We start from the raw sequence: 16,875 nt of genomic DNA on the forward strand, positions 1-16,875 counted from the left end.
CTCACCCCTCCCTGACGATACGTACGAGTTCGCCGACATGTTCCGGCGGCGTCGGGGGAACGACCCCGTGCCCCAGATTGAAGACATGCGGCCGGCCCTTCATCGCATCGCGGATCGACCGGGCCTCGGCCGCCATCGCATCGCCGCCGGCCAGCAGCAGCAGCGGGTCGAGATTGCCCTGTAAGGTCAGGTCCGGCGGCACCTGGCCGGCCATCGCCGCCATGTCGGTTCCGGTATCCAGCGCCATGGTTTTCACGCCGGTGTCGCGCGCATATTCCGCGGCCATGACCCCGGCCAGGCGCGGGAAGCCGATGACCGGAATGCCGGGGCGACGGGTCTGGATTTCCCGCACGATGGCCCGCGTCGGCGCGATGACATGGCGGCGGAACTGCGACGGTGGCAGCAGGCCGGCCCAGCTGTCGAACAGCATCACGGCCTCGGCCCCGGCGTCGATCTGCGCGCACAGCATGTCCGCCGTCGCCCGCGTCAGCATGTCCATCAGCCGGTCGAACAGCATCGGGTTGGCGTAGGCCATGCCCCGCGTCGCCTCGAAATCCCGCGAACCATGGCCTTCGACCATGTAGCACGCGACGGTGAAGGGCGCGCCGGCGAAGCCCAGCAGCGCCACCTTGCCGCCCTGGGCCGCGCCGATCGGGTCGGGGCCGTCCAGGGTCGCGCGCAGGCGCGACAGCGTTTCCATCACGGGCGCCGTCGCGTCGGCAACGCGCTGGGGGTCAAGCCGCGCCAGATCGGCCTCGGACCGGATCGCACCCAGGACCGGCCCGGTGCCCTGCACGAAATCCAGCGACTGGCCCATGGCCCAGGGCAGGATCAGGATGTCGGAAAACAGGATCGCCCCATCCATGGCAAAGCGCCGGATGGGTTGCAGCGTGATCTCGGTCGCCAGGTCCGGCGTCATGCAGCGGGTTATGAAATCCGCCTTGTCCCGCAAGGCCCGGAATTCCGGAAGATATCGTCCGGCCTGCCGCATCAGCCACAGGGGGGGCGGCCAGACGGCCTCGCCCTGAAGCACCCGCAGCAGAGGTTTGCCTGTTTCCGTCATCGCCCTGTCGTTCGTTCCTGTCATCGGGGGAATATCCCGTACTTTCGCCGAAGATGACAGGACCGTCGTGAACGTCCGGTACGCCGTCACCAGCTTTCGGGTCCCACCTCTAAACATGAAATAAGAAGAAAGAAATGCTGTTGAGGGTTATAGGGCCTGTGGATGACGGGGTACCCACGTTTCCAAAAACGTACCCCGTCTTTCCCACAGGGCGTACAGTTTGCACGACATGAATCTTCAAGGGGTTAGTAGACTTATCCAGAAACTACCGACAAGGCGCTGTGTACAACCCACCGTACGGGCCCCGATGGACGTTGTCCACGGTACTCGGTACGGCCAAGAAGCGTCCGGAGTACTATCCCCATGTACCCCAGTACTCGTTCGGGCCGAATATGCCCTTTGATTATCGCAGTACGGAGACACGGATCGTGAGCGACTCGTCATTAGTACCGACCCCGGTCCTGTTACAGGCCGAGTCGCCCCGGATAGTACTGGCCAGCCAGTCCCGGACCCGCAGAATTCTGCTGGAACAGGCGGGATTGTGCGTCGAATCCCGCCCCGCCCGCGTGGACGAGCACGCCATTCGGGAATCGGCGCTGGCCGACGGCGCATCGCCGGACGAGGCGGCCCTGCTGCTGGCCGAAATGAAGGCCGGGCGCATCGACGACCCCGACGCGGTGGTCATCGGCGCCGACCAGATCCTGGCCTGCGACGGCGAATGGTTCGAAAAGCCCGCCGATCGGGATGGTGCGCGGACCCAACTGCTGCGGCTGCGGGGGCGGACGCACGTGCTGCATACGGCAGTGGTCGTCCGGCGCGGCGGCCAGACGATCTGGCGCCATGTCGCGCGGCCGGAACTGACCATGCGGCCGTTTTCCGAGGCGTTCCTGGACCGCTACCTGGCGGCCGAGGGCGAGGCGATCCTGTCATCGGTGGGGGCCTACCTGCTGGAAGGGCGCGGTGTTCACCTGTTCGACCGGGTGGAGGGCGAGCACGCGGCCATCCTCGGCCTGCCGCTTCTGAAGCTGCTGGGTTTTCTGCGCCAGCATGGGGTGGTGATGTCGTAAATAGGGGGTTGCCAAGGGGTCGGACGGCGGTTATACCCCGCGCACTCACACGGCGCCGGACGGAATGGCGACGGTGACGGCGGGGCCATAGCTCAGTTGGGAGAGCGCCTGAATGGCATTCAGGAGGTCGTCGGTTCGATTCCGATTGGCTCCACCAGTTCCTGCCGATTTTCACGAAAAATCAGTATGACGGGTCGAGGGGTGGAACGCTGCCCCTCTTTCTACCCGTTTTTGCGATTGGTCTGTCAGCCCCTTGGGGCATATTGACGGATAATCGCCCCATCCCGACCTTCCCGAGTTATCGATAAATAGATTTCCGAGCCGCCTGCGGTCCTCGTTGAGGGGAGAGCGGCGCCGCCAGACGGCCTGCGTAGCAGGAAGGTAGACATGGACGCAACGTCACCCGGACGCCGGAGACTGCGGATTTTTGGTCTCGGAGCGGGATCCGCGGGCGCATTCGCGGTGGGGGCGCTCTCGATCGGCGCCCTTGCCATCTGGGCCGTCGCGATCGGGCGGCTGGCGCTGGGACGGGTCACCATCCGGGACATGCGGGTGGAGAAGCTGACGGTCGGCGAATTGAAAGTCGAACGGCGCGTTTGATGAGCCTCAGGCCCTGGTGGGTTCGGGCAAGGCCCGATCTGTCCAGCATTTCACGATCTTGTCCGCCCGGCGGCGCGCAGGGCCCGGCGGCAGAACAGCATCCCCGATCCGATCATCGCAACCAGCGTGCCCGACAGGGTCAGGGCCAGGTCGGTCCACGCGCCGGTCCAGGGCAGATGCAGGACGCCGCGCGTCACCAGCCAGGCGATGAGCGTGCCCAGCCCTGCCGCGCACAGGCCGGCGGCCAGCCCCAGCACGATGAATTCCACCAGCCAGATCGACCGGATCTGCCCCGCGTCGGCCCCCAGCGCCCGCAGGGTGGCGGCCGTGGCGACGCGCTGCCGCCAACCCGCCGCCAATGTCGCCGCCAGCACCAGGCCGCCCGATGCCAGGACGACCGAGGCCGCCGCCGCCAGCGCCACGGCCAGACGACCCACCAGCGTCCCCAGTTCGGCCAGTACGTCGGCGACCCGGATGCCGGTGACGCCGGGCAGGGTGTCGGTGACGGCCGCCAGCACCGCGGCGTCCTGGTCCGGCCGGCCGGAGGTCGTCACCGTGGCCACGAAGGTGTGCGGTGCGTGCGACAGCAGGCCCGGCGAGACCACGAACGCGAAATTCAGTTGCAACGACCGCCATGCCACCGTGCGGAGGTTCGCCACCCGGAAATCGAGCGACCGGCCGAGGACGTTCAGCCGCACGACCGAACCGATTTTCACGCCCCATCCGGCGGCCAGGCCGGCATCGAGCGACAGCAGCGGCGGCCCGGCATAATCGGCCGGCCACCATGCCCCGGCGGCAAGCTGCGTGCCGGGCGGCGGTGTCGCCGACAGGGTCAGGCCATGGTCGCCGCGCAAGGCCCATTGGGTCTGCGGCGTGGCCGGGACCCGTTCGGCCGGCACCCCGTCGATCGCGACGATGCGGGTACGCATTGATGGAAGCTGGCGGATTTCGCTGACCGAGGGCTGGGCGCGCGCCACACTGTCGAACCGGTCGAGGTCGTCGGGCTGGATGTCGACGAAATAGAAAGAGGGCGCATGGCGCGGCAACTGGTCGCGCAACTGCGCCATGATGGCGCCCTCGACCAGCACGATCGTCGCCATGCCCGCGAGCCCCGCGCCCAGTGCCACGACCAGGCGGGCCGTCGGCGCGCCCGGCTGGGCGAACAGCGCCAGCCCCAGGCGCAGCACGCCATGTTCCGTCCCCATATGCCGCACCATCCGGCCGACGAGGCGGCGCAGCCCCAGCCCGGCCAGCGCCAGCGCGCCCGCCGCCGCCAGCGCCACGCCGAGGAACCCCGCGACGAACAGATGACCAGGCGTCATCGCCTCGGCCAGCAGGCCCAGCAGGATGGCGCAGGCCGCCAGCGCGCCTCCGGTCTGGATCCGGCCGGCGCGGTCCAGCCCCGGCCTGCGCCCCTGGTCATGAAACAGGGCGGCCGGCGGGGTCGCGGCCGCCCGCATCAGGGGCAGGATGGCTGAAAACGCGGCCACCAGCGCGCCGAACAGGCCGGCCAGCAGCACCGGCCGCACCGCCATCGTCCGGGCCGGCGCCACCGGCAGCAGGCCCGCCAGGGCATGGACCCCCACCGACGGCAGCAGCAGGCCGGCCGCCATGCCGGCGGCGATGCCGACGCCGCACAGCCCCATGATCTGCAGGCCGAAGGTCAACGAGATCAGCCGGGCCGGCGCCCCCAGGCAGCGCAGGACCGCGATGGTGCATCCCCGCCCCTCCAGCCACGAGGCGACGCCCGCCGATACGCCCAGCCCCCCCAGCAGCAGGGCCGTCAGCCCGGTCAGGCTCATGAACTGCGCGACCTGGTCGATCGTGCGCGTCAGGCCGGGGGCGGCGTCGGCCACGCCCCGGATTCGCCAGCCCTGGTCGGGGAATTGCCGGGCGATGGCGCGGGCCAGTTCTGCCGCGCGCGCGCTTCGCCCCATGTCCGGGCCGTCGAGCGCGATCCGCAGCGACCGGTTGGCCAGCGCGCCGACCTGCAGCAGGCCGGCGGCGTCCAGGGCGCGGCGGTCCATCATCACGGTCGGCGCCAGCACCACGCCGCCGGCATTGTCGGGACTGTGCGTCAATGTCCCCGCCAGGCGGAACCGGGCCGCGCCGATCCGCAGCACGTCCCCCGGTTTCAGGCCCAGCCGGTCGATCACGATCGGCTCGGCCAGCACGCCGGGCGGGTCGGTGTCGGCGAACAGCGGCTGACCCGACGGCCGGGACGGCGTGCTGGCGACAGCGCCGACCAGCGGATAGGCCGCGTCGACGGCCTCGATTTCGACCAGCATCCGCCCGCTCGCCGTGCCGTTCGCGACGGCGTGCGGAGCATACAGCATCGAGCGCATACGCAGCACATGCGCGATCCGCCCGCCATGCGCCGTCACGAAGCGGGACAGTGCGTCGGGCAGCGGGTCGCTGCTCTCGACCGCCAGATCCCCGCCCAGCAGCGTGCGCTGCTGGTCCGCGATCCCGTCCTGGATCATGGCGCGCAACCCGCCGACGGCCCCGATCGCCGCCACCCCCAGCGCCAGGCACAGCAGCACGATCCGGAATCCGCCGATGCCGCCCCGCAGGTCGCGCAGGGCCAGCCGCGCGGCCAGCCGCAACGCCGCCAGGCCGGTCGGCCCGGTGTCGCGGGCGGCGATGTCGGGCGCAAGGTCGGGCATCGGGGCGGGGATCATGGATCGTCCCGCCGCAGGGGATGATCGGCCGTCACCCGGCCGTCGCGGACATGCAGCCGGCGGTCGCATCGGGCGGCCAGCGCCGGATCATGGGTAATCAGCACCAGGGTCGTGCCGTACTGCTGCTGGAGGCTGAACATCAGCGCCATGACGCTCTCGCCGGTGCGGGTGTCCAGGTTGCCGGTCGGTTCGTCGGCCAGCAGCAGGCGCGGTTGGGTGACGAATGCGCGCGCCAGGGCGACGCGCTGCTGCTCGCCGCCCGACAGTTCGGTCGGCAGATGTCCCAGACGCCCGTCCAGCCCCACCGCCGCCAGGGCGGCCGTCGCAGTCGCCACCCCGTCGGCGCGGCCGGCCAGTTCCAGCGGCACCAGCACGTTTTCCAGCGCCGTCATGGTCGGGATCAACTGGAAGGACTGGAAGACGATGCCCGTGGTCCGGCGGCGGAAGCGGGCCAGGGCGTTTTCGTCCAGGTCGCCCAGCACCGTGCCCGCGATCCGCACCCTGCCCCGCGTCGGACGTTCCAGCCCGGCCAGCAGCATCAGCAGCGATGTCTTGCCCGACCCCGATGGGCCGACGATCCCCACGGCCTCGCCCTCGCCGACCCGCAGGCTGACGCCGGACAGGATGTCCAGGCCGCCCGGATTGCCCGTCGGGTTGACCCCTGATGGACGGGCCGGCACTGTCAGCCACAGGTCCTCCGCCTCTATCAGGGCCGGTCGTCCGCTGGGGAATCCTTCGCCGTCCATGCGTGCTCCTTCCGACATTCCGGTTTGCCTCGTTTCATACGCTACATGGCGCGGGCGAATGGCCCGAACCCTTTTTGCCGTGCTGTGCCTGTGCGGCGTGGTCTGCATCGGCCCGTCGGGCCGGGCGGCGGACGGGCCTGCCCGGCCGGTCAGGATCCTCGCGCTGGGGGATTCGCTGACGGCGGGCTATGGCCTGGCGCATGGCGACGGGTTCGTGGTCCGGCTTCAGGCCGCGCTCGACGCGCGCGGCGACCGTATCACCATTCTGGATGGCGGCGTGTCGGGCGACACCAGCACCGACGCCCTGGCGCGGCTGGACTGGGCGCTGGGCGACCGGCCGGACGCGGTCATCGTGGAACTGGGCGGCAATGACGGGTTGCGCGGGCTGGATCCGGCGCTGATGGAGCGCAACCTGACGGCCATTCTCGATCGCCTGCAGGCGCTGCATCTGCCGGTGCTTCTGTCGGGCATGTATGCCCCGCCCAACATGGGCGCCCCGTATGGCCAGTCCTTCCGCGCGGTGTTCGACCGCCTGTCACACCGCCCCGGCATCCTGTGGGACCCGTTCTTCCTGGACGGCGTCGCGGCCCATCCCGGTCTGGTGCAGGCCGACCATATCCATCCCAGCCCGGACGGCGTCCGGCAGATCGTCCGCCGCCTGACCCCGATGGTCGAGCATCTGGCGCAGATGGCGCGGGGGTAGCCGCAAGGGACTGTATCAGTGATGAAGCATGCCCATGCCGGCCTGCATGCCCGTTTGCATGGCTGTGTGGAGGACGTCGGACCAGATACTCCGGCCGCCGCCGGCCGAGCGGTTTCCGCGGGGACCGTCGATGAAGGGCTGGCCGTCATCGTCGCGTGCCGGAGGAGGTGAGGCGCATCCGGCCAGCAGCGCCAGGGCACACAGACAGGGCAGCAGGCCCTTCATGACGAACCGGGCTTCAGCGGGGGTCGCCAATATGGATGCCCGAGGGGGTGATGGTGTCCTGCCTGCCGGACCTGCCGCCCTGTCCGGCTGAGGATTGTCCGTCCGGTCCATCGCCCGGGCGCGGTTGGCAGCGGTCTGCCCCGCTGTCCTGATGGACCCGACCGAACCCGCCGAAGCGGCCGCCCATCATGCCGCCGCCCATGCCTGCGCCCCGCATGCCACCGAACCCGCCATGACCGCCCTCCCCTCTCTGCGATCCCGGCGACGGTCCACGCCGACATTGCGACGAATTTTCGTCCGGCGATTGGCAGGCCCCTAGGGTGGCAAGAAGAATCAGGCAGCCGAGTGCCGGCATCGTATGTCTCATGCCCTTTTCCCGCCGGGCGCGGAGGGATCGGTTGACAGGGTGGGCATGGGGTATGACGGATCGGTTCGGCATCGGACACTTCCTGTTCAGGGAGGGTCATAATCGTTGAAAGAGGCGCGATGGACGAGCCTGAGGAATGTCACGAAATGTGATAATGTGTGGTTTGGTCACGAGGGATGCGAAAAATGATGTCCCCTGTCGCCATCCGGGGTCAGGGGACGCCGGTTCGCCGGAAGAAGCTGAACTGCATCGGTTCGAAATCGCCAAAATCATTGCCGACGTAATAGGTGCAATCCAGGCTTGAAAACGCCTTGTCACGAGAGCGGAGGGTGCAGGTGCTTTGCGGCGCGGTCCTGGAGCGAACTGCATCGATGCCGAAATCCAGATGCGTGAAACGGGATTTCAGCGTACAGAGACGAAGCGTCTCGGAAATCATCCGTCGGAAGTGTGGTCGCGCTGGCTGGAACCATGACGGCGTTCAAATAGAGGCAGGCCAATCCAGCAGAGATACGCCGCAGCATGAGAGTTTCATCGTGACAGGAGTCCCCCTGTCACGATAGGGCCGCCGGCTGCGAAGTCATGATTCAAAGAGAAACAATGCGCCCGAGGCGCTAAGTTATATGGGAAGAGGAAGGTCGGGCGCTGCCCGAACCCGGCAAGGGCCTCGGCCCTTGCATCCCAGTCGTTTTATCCATGATCGGGGTCCAGGGCCTCAGGCCCTGGTGGGTTCGGGCAAAGCCCGACTTTCCGAACGGCTCTCACTCGCCCCCCCCGTTCGGCGGCGCTTTCCGCGCGGATGGTGGCGAATTCGGAACCGGGCTTCCAATGGGGCCAGACGTGCGAGAACGCCACGTCGCGTCCGATCTGGTAGAGCAGCGCCGTGTCCTCGGCCGCGCCGCGCAGATCCCAGTTCGCGCTCCAGATGTCGCAGGCCTGATGGTAGCAGGCCATATAGGCCTTCAGCCACGCCTCGCCGGCCGCGACACCGCCCGACAGCAGGTCGTAGGGGCCGGCCATGCCCATCATGGCCACGACCGGCACCCCGGCGCGGGCGAAGGGCAGATGGTCGGCGCGATAGAATGCGCCGCGCTCGGGCCGGGCCTCGGGCTGCACGATGCGGCCCTGCGTGCGGGCGGCGGCCGCCAGATCGTCCTGCAGGCTGTCCTGCCCGGCGCCGATGACGAAGGCATTATGGGCGGGGCCGGCCATCTGCAGCACGTCGATGGTGAAATTCGCCGCTGTTTTCGCCAGCGGCGCCAGCGGATGCGCCGCGTACCATGTCGAACCCAGCAGCCCGCGTTCCTCGGCGGTCCAGGCGGCGAACATCACCGTCCGGGCCGGTTTCGGACCGGCCTTGAATGCACGGGCGATTTCCAGAACGGCGGCAATTCCCGACCCGTCGTCGATGGCGCCGCGCCGGATCACCGGCCGGCCCTGCGTGTCGGTACCGACGCCGAAGGCATCCCAGTGCGCGCCGTACATGACGGTCTCGCCGGGGTATTTCGCGCCGGTCAGCTTGCCGATGACATTGCGGCTGTGCAGATGCGCGACCGAAACCGGCACGTCGGCGGTCAGGGTCGCGCCCGGAATCGTCACCGGCTGGAACGCGGGGTCGCGCGCCTTTACGCGCAGGGCCGCAAGGTCCAGCCCCGCGCGGGCGAACAGGCGCGTCGCGGCGTCGCCTTCCAGCCAGCCCTGAAGCGGCACCGGCTTGTCGCTCGCGGCGTCGCGCACGATGTCGAACGCCTCGCCCCCCGGCGCGATCACCGTCGTCCATGGATAGGAGGCGCCCGGCGTGTCATGCACGATCAGCGCGCCGATGGCGCCGCGCCGCGCGGCCTCTTCATATTTGTAGGTCCAGCGACCGTAATAGGTCATCGTCCGGCCGCCGAACCGTCCGGCGACGGGCTCGCCGGCCCTGGCGTCGAAATCCGGATCGTTGACCAGGAAGACGGCAATCTTGCCTTTGAGATCGACGTTTTTGTAATCGTCCCACTGGCGTTCGGGCGCGTGCACCCCATACCCCACGAAGACCATCGGGGCCGAATTGACCTGGAGCCGTTCGACCGGCGACAGGGTGGCCAGATAGATGTCCTTCTTCAGTTCCAGCGGCATGTCCGACCCGCCGATCGTGACGTCCAGCCGCGACGGCGTGCCGATCCGCGTCCGCAGCAGCGGCACGTCCTGGGTCCAGCCGCCGGCCTCGCCACCGGGTTCCAGCCCGATCTTCCGATATTGCGCGATCAGCCACGCAACCGTGCGGGCCTCGCCTTCCGTCGCGGGGGCGCGGCCCTGGAAGTCGTCGGAGGCCAGCGTGCGGATCGCGGCCGACATGCGCGCCGGATCGACCGGCGCCCAGGGGGAAGATACCGGCGACGCGGCCTGCGCGGAAGTCAGCGTCGCCAGGGCCACGACGGGAAGGAGAGTTGCGAGAGCGCGACGAGGAGTCATGAAACACTCTCGTGGTTCTGTATGGATTTTTCGGGAAGGTCGGGCTCTGCACGAACCCGCCAAAGGGCGTCGCCCTTTGGAAACCCAGTCGTTTTATCCATGATCGGGTCCAGGGCCTCAGTGCGACAGGCTGGTGAACAGCGACCGGTAGTAGTCAATTGCCAGCGGGATGCCGGCGATCGGCGTGCGCTCGTTCAGGCCGTGGCTGAAATTCTCGGATTGCTTGATGAAAAGCGGGCTTGCGCCATAGCTGGGGACGTGGCGATTGCGAAACCACATGCTGTCGCTGGCGCCCGAGGACATGCTGGGAAAGACCGGAACCCCCGGATAGGTCGCACCCAGCGCCTTGTCCACGGCCGCGATGAAATCGGGGCGCATGGGCGAGGCGTCGGTGGCGACCGATCCCGCGCTGACATCGGTGAAATGGACGTTCGGGTCGGCGGCGACTTTCTCCAGTTCCGCCATGATGGCGGCGCGGGGATGGCCGGGGAAGATGCGGCAGTTGATATTGGCGGTCGCGCGTTGCGGCAACGCATTGAGCGCGTGACCCCCGTTGACCATGGTCACGACGCAGGTGGTGCCGATCTTGCCGATCATGGACGGGTCGGCCGTCAGGGTGGCGATGGCCTTCCGGTCGGCGGGGTTCGCGGCAAAGGCGCGCATCGCGATGCCGATTTTCCCGGGCTCCCACTTCGCGGCGCTCAGGAAATAGCTGCGGGTCAGCTCGTTCAGTTCCGGCTTGAACTGATAGTGCTGGATCCGCAGCAGGGCCGCGGCGAGTTGGTCGATCGCGTTTTCGGCGCGCGGTTCCGAGGAGTGGCCCCCCGGATTGGTGACCGTCATTTCAAAATCGGCGTAGGTCTTCTCGGCCCCCGTCCAGGTGAAATAATCGGGCTTTCCCGTATGTTCGTCCAGAACGCCGCCGCCGCCGTCGATGTTGAGCACGAGGTCGGCATTCGCCAGCTTGTCGGCGATGATGGCGCTGGTCTTCATCGCCGTTTCCTCGTCGCCCGAGAATTCGATGATGATGTCGCGCCGGGGCGTATACCCTTCGCGTTTCAGTTCGACCAGCGTGGCGATGGCCAGCGTGCCGTCCAGCTTCATGTCCGTCGCTCCTCGGCCGAGCAGATAGCCGTTTTCGACCACCGGCTTGAACGGATCGCGCTGCCAGTCGGCCGGCTTGGCTTCCACCACGTCCATATGTCCGGAAATGACCAGCGGCTTCAGCGACGGGTCGCTGCCCGGCCAGCGTGCGATCAGATAGGCCGTGTCGTCGACGGGCGTGATCGTGATGTCCCGGTCGGCAAAACCGCCCGCAACCAGCGCCGCCTTGTAGAGTGCCGCGACCTGGGGCGTCCGGTTCCCCGGCCCCGCGACCGACCGCAGCGCGATGGCCTTTTCCGCGAGGTCGAGCGCCTGGGCGTCGGCCTGGGGATGTTCCATGGGGGCCGCATGGGCGCTGATCGCCATCGTCGCCGCCATCGCCACGGCGGTTATCGCTGTTCGCATCGAAACCATCTCCTGTCCAATGCGCGAGTGTAACGTCATTTCGGTGACGTGCGCCAGTGAGGTGGTCCGGCGGCGTGCCGCGTTCAGGATGTCGCCAGAAGGGAACTGACAAATTCCGTAAAGGCACGGGCCTTCGCGCTGGTCAGCCGGGCTGCGGGAAAGACCGCCCACAGGTCGATCGGCGGCAGCGTCCAGTCTTCCAGCACGCGCATGACGCGGCCGCTTTCCAGTTCCGGCGCGAACATCCAGTCGGAGGCGATGGTCAGTCCCAGATCGGCCAGGGTCGCCGCGCGGATGCCCTCGGCGGCGCTGAGGCGCAGGCGCCCGCGCAGCGTCACGGGGCAGTCGCGCGTCCCCTGCCGGAACGTCCAGGCGGTGCCTCGGCCCTGGGTATAGATCAGGGCCTCATGCCGTTCGAGGTCGCCCGGCGTGCCGGGCCGGCCGGCGCGGTCGAAATAGGCCGGCGTCGCGATGACCGACCGCCGTCCCCGCGCGATCTGGCGGGCGATGAGGCTGGTGTCCTCCATCGGGCCGACGCGCAGGCACATGTCGATCCCTTCCGCCACCAGATCCACGCGCCGGTCGTCCAGCACGATCTCCAGCTCCAGGGCCGGGTGGGCGGACAGGAAGCGGCCCAGATGCGGGATGATGTTCTGGCGCGCGAAAGTGGTCGGCGCGGAGATCCGCAGCCGCCCGCCCAGGCCCGCGCCGCTGCCGCGTGCCGCGCGTTCGGCCGCGTCGGCTTCCTCCAGCGCCCGCGTGGCGGCCTCGACATAGCGCAGGCCGGCCTCGGTCGGCGTCAGGCCATGGGTCGAGCGCAGCAGCAGCCGGACGCCCAGACGCTGTTCCAGCAGCGCCACCGCTTTGGACACCGCCGGCTGGCCCACGTTCAACTGCCGGGCGGCTGCCGAGAACGAACCCGTTTCGACGACCCGCACGAGGTACGTCATGGCCTGGAGACGATCCATGGTTATTCCTATTGGGAATAAACGTTACGTCTGCCCGCAGTCTGCCAGCCTGGCAAGGGAATAGGCATGCTCATGTCCAGCGGCGGAGCCATTCGGGGCGGTTCGCCGGATCGACAAGGACGAATTCGATGTCTCAGCTTCTGTTCACGCCGATGCGGGTCGGCCCGGCCTCGCTTCTGCATCGCGTCGTGATGGCGCCGCTGACGCGGATGCGCTCCAGCCCCGGCAACCTGCCGAACGATTTGATGCGGGACTACTACCGCCAGCGCACGACCGAAGGCGGGCTGCTGATTACCGAGGCGACGCCCGTGTCGCTGAAGGGCTACGGGTTCGAGCGTGCGCCGGGGATCTATGACGACGCGCAGATTGCCGGCTGGCGGAGCATTACCGACGCGGTGCACGCCAGGGGGGGCCGGATGTTCCAGCAATTGTGGCATGTGGGCCGGCAATCGGCGCGCGCTCTGCAGCCGAATGGCGAGGCCCCGGTGGCGCCCTCGGCGATCCGGGCCGACGGTCAGGCCTGGACGCTGCGGGGGCCGATCCCCTTCGACATGCCCCGGGCGCTGGAACGGCATGAAATCGCGCTGATCGTCGAGGACTACCGTCGCGGCGCGGAACGCGCCCTGGCGGCCGGGTTCGACGGGGTGGAGATCCACGGCGCGAACGGCTACCTGCCCGACCAGTTCCTGCAGGACGGCACCAACCGGCGCACCGACGACTATGGCGGCCCGATCGAAAACCGCGCGCGCTTTCTGCTGGAGGTGACGCAGGCGGCCATCGACATCTGGGGGGCGGACCGCGTGGGGGTTCGGCTGACGCCAAGCGGCGCCTACGGGTCGATGGCCGACAGCGACCGGCATGCGACATTCGGCTATGTCGCCGCGGCGCTGGACCGCATGGGGACTGCCTACCTGCACATCGTGCAGCCCCGGATCGGTGGGGATGCCGAGCCCGATCCCGTGGACGCGGCTGTGCTGCGCCGCAGCTTTTCGCGCACGATCATTGCGGCGGGCGGTTTTTCCCGTGACAGCGCCGAGGCCGTTCTGGCGTCGGGCGATGCGGACCTGGTGGCGTTCGGCCGGTCGTTTATCGCCAATCCGGACCTTCCGGCGCGGCTGCGCGAAGGATGGACGCTGAACCGCTATGATCGCGCGCGCTTCTACGGCGGGGACGCACGCGGATACACGGATTATCCGTTTCATACGGCTTCCGAACGGGTGGCCTCGTAAGGTGGAACCCGGCAAGGGCCTCGGCCCTTGCATCCCATTCGTTTCATAAAGTTCTGGGTTTCCAAAGGGCTTGGCCCTTTGGTGGGTCAAGGGTGAAACCCTTGCCTTCGCCTGCTGCTGGCCTATCGTAAAAAGTTGCCTGGAACGGGGAGACAGCAATGACGGGTTACAGGAACGAAGACGACGATGGGGTTCGGATGCAACTCCAGGTTCTGATTTCCGAGTTGCAGGCCGACGTCCAGGAAATGGCGGGCCTGCTGGACCGCACGCAGGCCAATGATGACGTGAAACACCTGGCCGCGCGTATTGCCGATCGGCTTGATGGAGTGGCTGATCTGGCGGAGCGCACGTAGCGCGTTCGCCAAACAGACGGCATCATTTTGCTTTGTGGGATCCGCAGGCTTGCGCTCTGTGGGGATGACAGCGGGAAATGATGGATTTCCGGGGGCTCCATGGTGGGCGCACAAGGACTCGAACCTTGGACCCGCTGATTAAGAGTCTCGAAATCTGCCCTGACAGCGCCCGACAGGGCCGGACGCGGACCCCTGAAAATCGGCAGATAGAAGCCATTTTTGTTGCAAGTCATCAGACTTTCGATGACACTCCCGGACAACGAAAGACGTTCTGCGGGGTCCGCTACGGGTCCGCAGCACATCAGCAGATTCCGGGCGCACCACGCATGGCAGGCTTCAAATTCACTCTTCGTTCCGTCGAGTCGGCCGTCTGTCCGCCCGACAAGAAGGACGTGCTGTTCTTCGACACGACGACGCGTGGCTTCGGGCTCCGCGTATCTTCGTCCGGCGGCAAGATGTTCCTGGCCCAATATTCGGTGGGGAAGGCCAAGCGGCGCGTGCCGCTCGGAGCGTTCGGGGTGCTGACCATTGAGGAGGCGCGCGCGCAAGCCCGGGCTGTCCTTGGCGAGGCAGCCAAAGGCGGCGACCCCATGGCTGAGCGCAAAGCCATGAAGAAGGCCGAGTTGGTAGCCGCCGCCGACGCCTCGTTCACCTTCGAGACCCTGGCGACCAGTTGGGCAGAAGCCCGCGAAGGCGAGCGGCGGGAAAGCTACCTGAACGAGGCCAAGGCTGCGCTCCTGCGGGCCTTCCCCGACTGGCGGAAGCAACCGGCCAGCAGCATCACCGTCGCAGACGCCGTGAAGGCGCTGGATGCGATCCGTGAGGCCAAGAGTGTCGTGACCGCCAACCGGGCACTGGCCTATGCGCGGGCGGCCTATGGTTGGGCCGTGAAGCGGCAGAAATTGACCATCAATCCATTCCAGGGTCTGGAGCGCCTGGGCCGCGAGCAATCGCGCGAACGCGTTCTGACCGTGACCGAATTGCGGGCGATCTGGGAGGCGTGTGGCAAGATCACCCCTACGCTGGGCGCCTATGTCCGCGTCCTGATGCTGACGCTCCAGCGGCGAGAAGAAGTCGCGTCGATGCGGTGGGCGGAGCTGGACGACCTGGAGAATCCGACAACCTGGACCCTGCCGCGGGAGCGCGCGAAGAACGGGCGGACGCATGTCGTCCACCTGTCCGCTCCGGTGCGGGAGATCATCCGCGCCCTTCCCCGTATCGAAGGCAACCCCTTCGTGTTCGCCGGCCGGGCCAAGGGATCGATCGGCGCCTATAGCTACGCCAAGAATGCAATCGAGAAAGAGATGGCGGAACAGAAAATCACTCTGACCGACTGGCGCCTGCACGATTTCCGGCGATCTGGCGTGACCTGGCTGGCCACCCATGGCGTGCCACCGCATGTGGCCGACCGCATCTTGAACCACGTCAGCGGCACGATCAGCGGCGTGGCGGCGGTCTATCAGCGGGCGGAATTCCTGACTGAGCGGCGCGATGCACTAGATCTTTGGGCGGGAGCGGTGGTGCAATGACTGTCGATCACATCGAACTATGCGCGAAGATCATCTCTGGTTTGGATGAACCTCAACCGGCGCTGATGACTACCATCAGATCTTTTGCGGGAGCAGTTGCTGCAGCCAGAATGTCTGAGGAAAGGACGCTAAAGAGGACTGAACTCAGAAAACGCATGGCGCCTCTCGGCGACGCCTGCACGACGATATTGCAGGCTCTTGAAAGCGCAGAATTATCCTCATGGTTTGCAGCAGAAGAACAGAACGTCAGCGGTCAAAAGCCCCCTGAGGATTCGGGCGATGATCCACCTCTCCAGGGAGACCCAAGCTGTCTGGATGACGAGATTGCCGCTGTTCGGTTCTTAAAGAAGTTGCAACTTCAAGCCGATGCTTTGGCAACTCGCATCGAGAAGGGAAAAGGAAATTATCGATCCTATCCTAACCCTGATGGATCGTCAGCGAAGGAACTCTGCGCGCTGGCATGTGCCTTTCTGTGGCGAGACGCTCGCAAAAGGCAGATCGGGAAAAAAAACCCCACCGCTTGGGAGGCATGTGATGCTCTGTGGCTCGCGTCGGGCGGAAAAATCAAAGAAAATAACCAGCGGATCGACTCATCCGGTTGGCTCGATCATTTGCAGAAAATAAACAGATCAGACACGAGTTTATTCACCAAAAAATTTCAGAAACTGATGCGCCCACCGACACCTCGCCTCCCGCGCCGCTTCCGACAGCATGAAAGGGGGGAAGAATAGAGATGAAAAAAGCTATTTCAGCCCTCTCTCAGAAGTCGCCCTCAGTCATATAAATGATTGTCTTGCCGGCCGCAGTAGCTTGCGGCCTTGAAGTAAGGAGGCAAGCAGTGCGTCCCCTTTGGACCAACGAACAGACCTGCACCTATCTGCAAATTCACCCGCGGACACTGGCGCGCAGTCGCGCGGCGGGAACAGGCCCCCGCTACGTCAAGATCGGCAGCAAGTTCATGTACCGGCAGGAAGATGTCGAGGAATGGCTGGCAAGCCGGACGTTCCGTCACACGGCGGCCGAAGCAACGGGGCGTCACGCCACACCCTGAGCCAGAAACAGAAATCGCCGGCCGCGATAACGCAGACCGACGATCCGAAATAGCTGACCCCTGACAGGTCAGCTTGTAGAGCCATTTCGGGTCGATCGTCCAGAAGAAATCGCGGTTGGCATATCGGAAAAGTGCCATGCCGAGCTTGAAAAAGCGCGGGCGCCCGAAGTGCGTCCGCAGCGGGGGAAGTGTGCCCCGCCTGATCCTCCTGTCCGATGCCTGCCGCCCCGATGGCGAGCCGCGCGTCGGTGTGCTGATGCCGGGTTGCCGGCTGCCGGTCCTCTTTCCGTCGATCGCGGCCGCCAGTGCTGCCATCGAGGCCGGGAGGGCTAT

General features: G+C 66.9%; 16 protein-coding genes and 1 tRNA gene. 9 read left to right on the plus strand and 8 right to left on the minus strand.

All coding sequences use genetic code 11. The annotated features are described in order from the left end of the window. Nucleotide 1: 1 nt before the first annotated feature. A complete protein-coding gene (hemE, locus tag HLH21_RS13875; RefSeq protein WP_182944345.1) occupies nt 2-1,063 on the minus strand; it encodes a uroporphyrinogen decarboxylase in 1,062 nt (353 codons plus the stop codon). A 428-nt stretch (nt 1,064-1,491) separates the two neighbouring features. On the opposite strand from hemE, the gene HLH21_RS13880 reads away from it, so the two are divergent. The 3 genes from HLH21_RS13880 (at nt 1,492) to HLH21_RS13890 (ending at nt 2,730) form a co-directional block, all read left to right on the plus strand. Continuing rightward, nucleotides 1,492-2,130, plus strand: coding sequence for a Maf family protein (locus tag HLH21_RS13880; RefSeq protein WP_264811686.1), 639 nt, complete (start codon nt 1,492-1,494; stop codon nt 2,128-2,130). An 81-nt stretch (nt 2,131-2,211) separates the two neighbouring features. Further along, nucleotides 2,212-2,287, plus strand: a tRNA-Ala gene (locus tag HLH21_RS13885). A gap of 230 nt (nt 2,288-2,517) precedes the next feature. Beyond that, nucleotides 2,518-2,730: a hypothetical protein gene (locus HLH21_RS13890; RefSeq protein ID WP_182944347.1), complete on the plus strand. Its 213-nt coding sequence runs from the start codon at nt 2,518-2,520 to the stop codon at nt 2,728-2,730. A gap of 50 nt (nt 2,731-2,780) precedes the next feature. Here HLH21_RS13890 and HLH21_RS13895 read toward each other — a convergent pair whose 3' ends face one another. Further along, a complete protein-coding gene (locus HLH21_RS13895) occupies nt 2,781-5,411 on the minus strand; it encodes an ABC transporter permease (RefSeq protein WP_246379772.1) in 2,631 nt (876 codons plus the stop codon). Beyond that, a complete protein-coding gene (locus HLH21_RS13900; protein ID WP_182944348.1) occupies nt 5,408-6,157 on the minus strand; it encodes an ABC transporter ATP-binding protein in 750 nt (249 codons plus the stop codon). The genes HLH21_RS13895 and HLH21_RS13900 overlap by 4 nt, the downstream gene beginning before the upstream one ends. A gap of 58 nt (nt 6,158-6,215) precedes the next feature. Here HLH21_RS13900 and HLH21_RS13905 point away from each other — a divergent pair, with 58 nt between their 5' ends. Beyond that, entirely contained in the window at nt 6,216-6,860 is a 645-nt protein-coding gene (locus HLH21_RS13905; protein WP_182944349.1) for an arylesterase, read from the plus strand. Between the two features lie 15 nt (nt 6,861-6,875). Here the strand turns inward: HLH21_RS13905 and HLH21_RS13910 are convergent, their stop codons facing one another. The 5 genes from HLH21_RS13910 to HLH21_RS13930 all read right to left on the minus strand — a co-directional run bounded on the left by HLH21_RS13910 (nt 6,876) and on the right by HLH21_RS13930 (nt 12,380). Beyond that, nucleotides 6,876-7,085: a hypothetical protein gene (locus tag HLH21_RS13910; protein WP_182944350.1), complete on the minus strand. Its 210-nt coding sequence runs from the start codon at nt 7,083-7,085 to the stop codon at nt 6,876-6,878. A 578-nt stretch (nt 7,086-7,663) separates the two neighbouring features. Then, nucleotides 7,664-7,888 carry a hypothetical protein gene (locus tag HLH21_RS13915; protein WP_182944351.1) on the minus strand — a complete coding sequence of 75 codons (225 nt, stop codon included), beginning with the start codon at nt 7,886-7,888 and terminating at the stop codon, nt 7,664-7,666. Between the two features lie 251 nt (nt 7,889-8,139). Further along, the gene (locus HLH21_RS13920) at nt 8,140-9,903 is read right to left on the minus strand and encodes a M28 family metallopeptidase (RefSeq protein ID WP_182944352.1); all 1,764 of its coding nucleotides are present in this window, start codon (nt 9,901-9,903) and stop codon (nt 8,140-8,142) included. Between the two features lie 117 nt (nt 9,904-10,020). Continuing rightward, nucleotides 10,021-11,412, minus strand: a complete 1,392-nt coding sequence (locus HLH21_RS13925) for a M20/M25/M40 family metallo-hydrolase (protein WP_182944353.1) — start codon at nt 11,410-11,412, stop codon at nt 10,021-10,023. An 83-nt stretch (nt 11,413-11,495) separates the two neighbouring features. Further along, nucleotides 11,496-12,380, minus strand: coding sequence for a LysR family transcriptional regulator (locus tag HLH21_RS13930; RefSeq protein WP_182944354.1), 885 nt, complete (start codon nt 12,378-12,380; stop codon nt 11,496-11,498). A gap of 128 nt (nt 12,381-12,508) precedes the next feature. Between HLH21_RS13930 and HLH21_RS13935 the strand changes: the two genes are divergently transcribed. From HLH21_RS13935 to HLH21_RS13955, 5 genes are all read left to right on the plus strand, one after another. Then, nucleotides 12,509-13,609 (plus strand): alkene reductase, encoded by a 1,101-nt coding sequence (locus HLH21_RS13935; protein ID WP_182944355.1) that lies wholly within the window; start codon nt 12,509-12,511, stop codon nt 13,607-13,609. 158 nt (nt 13,610-13,767) lie between these two features. Beyond that, the gene (locus HLH21_RS13940; protein WP_182944356.1) at nt 13,768-13,962 is read left to right on the plus strand and encodes a hypothetical protein; all 195 of its coding nucleotides are present in this window, start codon (nt 13,768-13,770) and stop codon (nt 13,960-13,962) included. A 125-nt stretch (nt 13,963-14,087) separates the two neighbouring features. Beyond that, a complete protein-coding gene (locus HLH21_RS13945) occupies nt 14,088-15,491 on the plus strand; it encodes a tyrosine-type recombinase/integrase (protein WP_246379774.1) in 1,404 nt (467 codons plus the stop codon). Continuing rightward, nucleotides 15,488-16,222: a hypothetical protein gene (locus tag HLH21_RS13950; RefSeq protein WP_182944357.1), complete on the plus strand. Its 735-nt coding sequence runs from the start codon at nt 15,488-15,490 to the stop codon at nt 16,220-16,222. The genes HLH21_RS13945 and HLH21_RS13950 overlap by 4 nt, the downstream gene beginning before the upstream one ends. A gap of 107 nt (nt 16,223-16,329) precedes the next feature. Next, nucleotides 16,330-16,542, plus strand: coding sequence for a helix-turn-helix transcriptional regulator (locus HLH21_RS13955; RefSeq protein WP_182944358.1), 213 nt, complete (start codon nt 16,330-16,332; stop codon nt 16,540-16,542). Nucleotides 16,543-16,875: the final 333 nt, after the last annotated feature.

Origin of the sequence: Gluconacetobacter johannae, from assembly GCF_014174305.1 — a bacterium.
GTDB lineage: Bacteria > Pseudomonadota > Alphaproteobacteria > Acetobacterales > Acetobacteraceae > Gluconacetobacter > Gluconacetobacter johannae.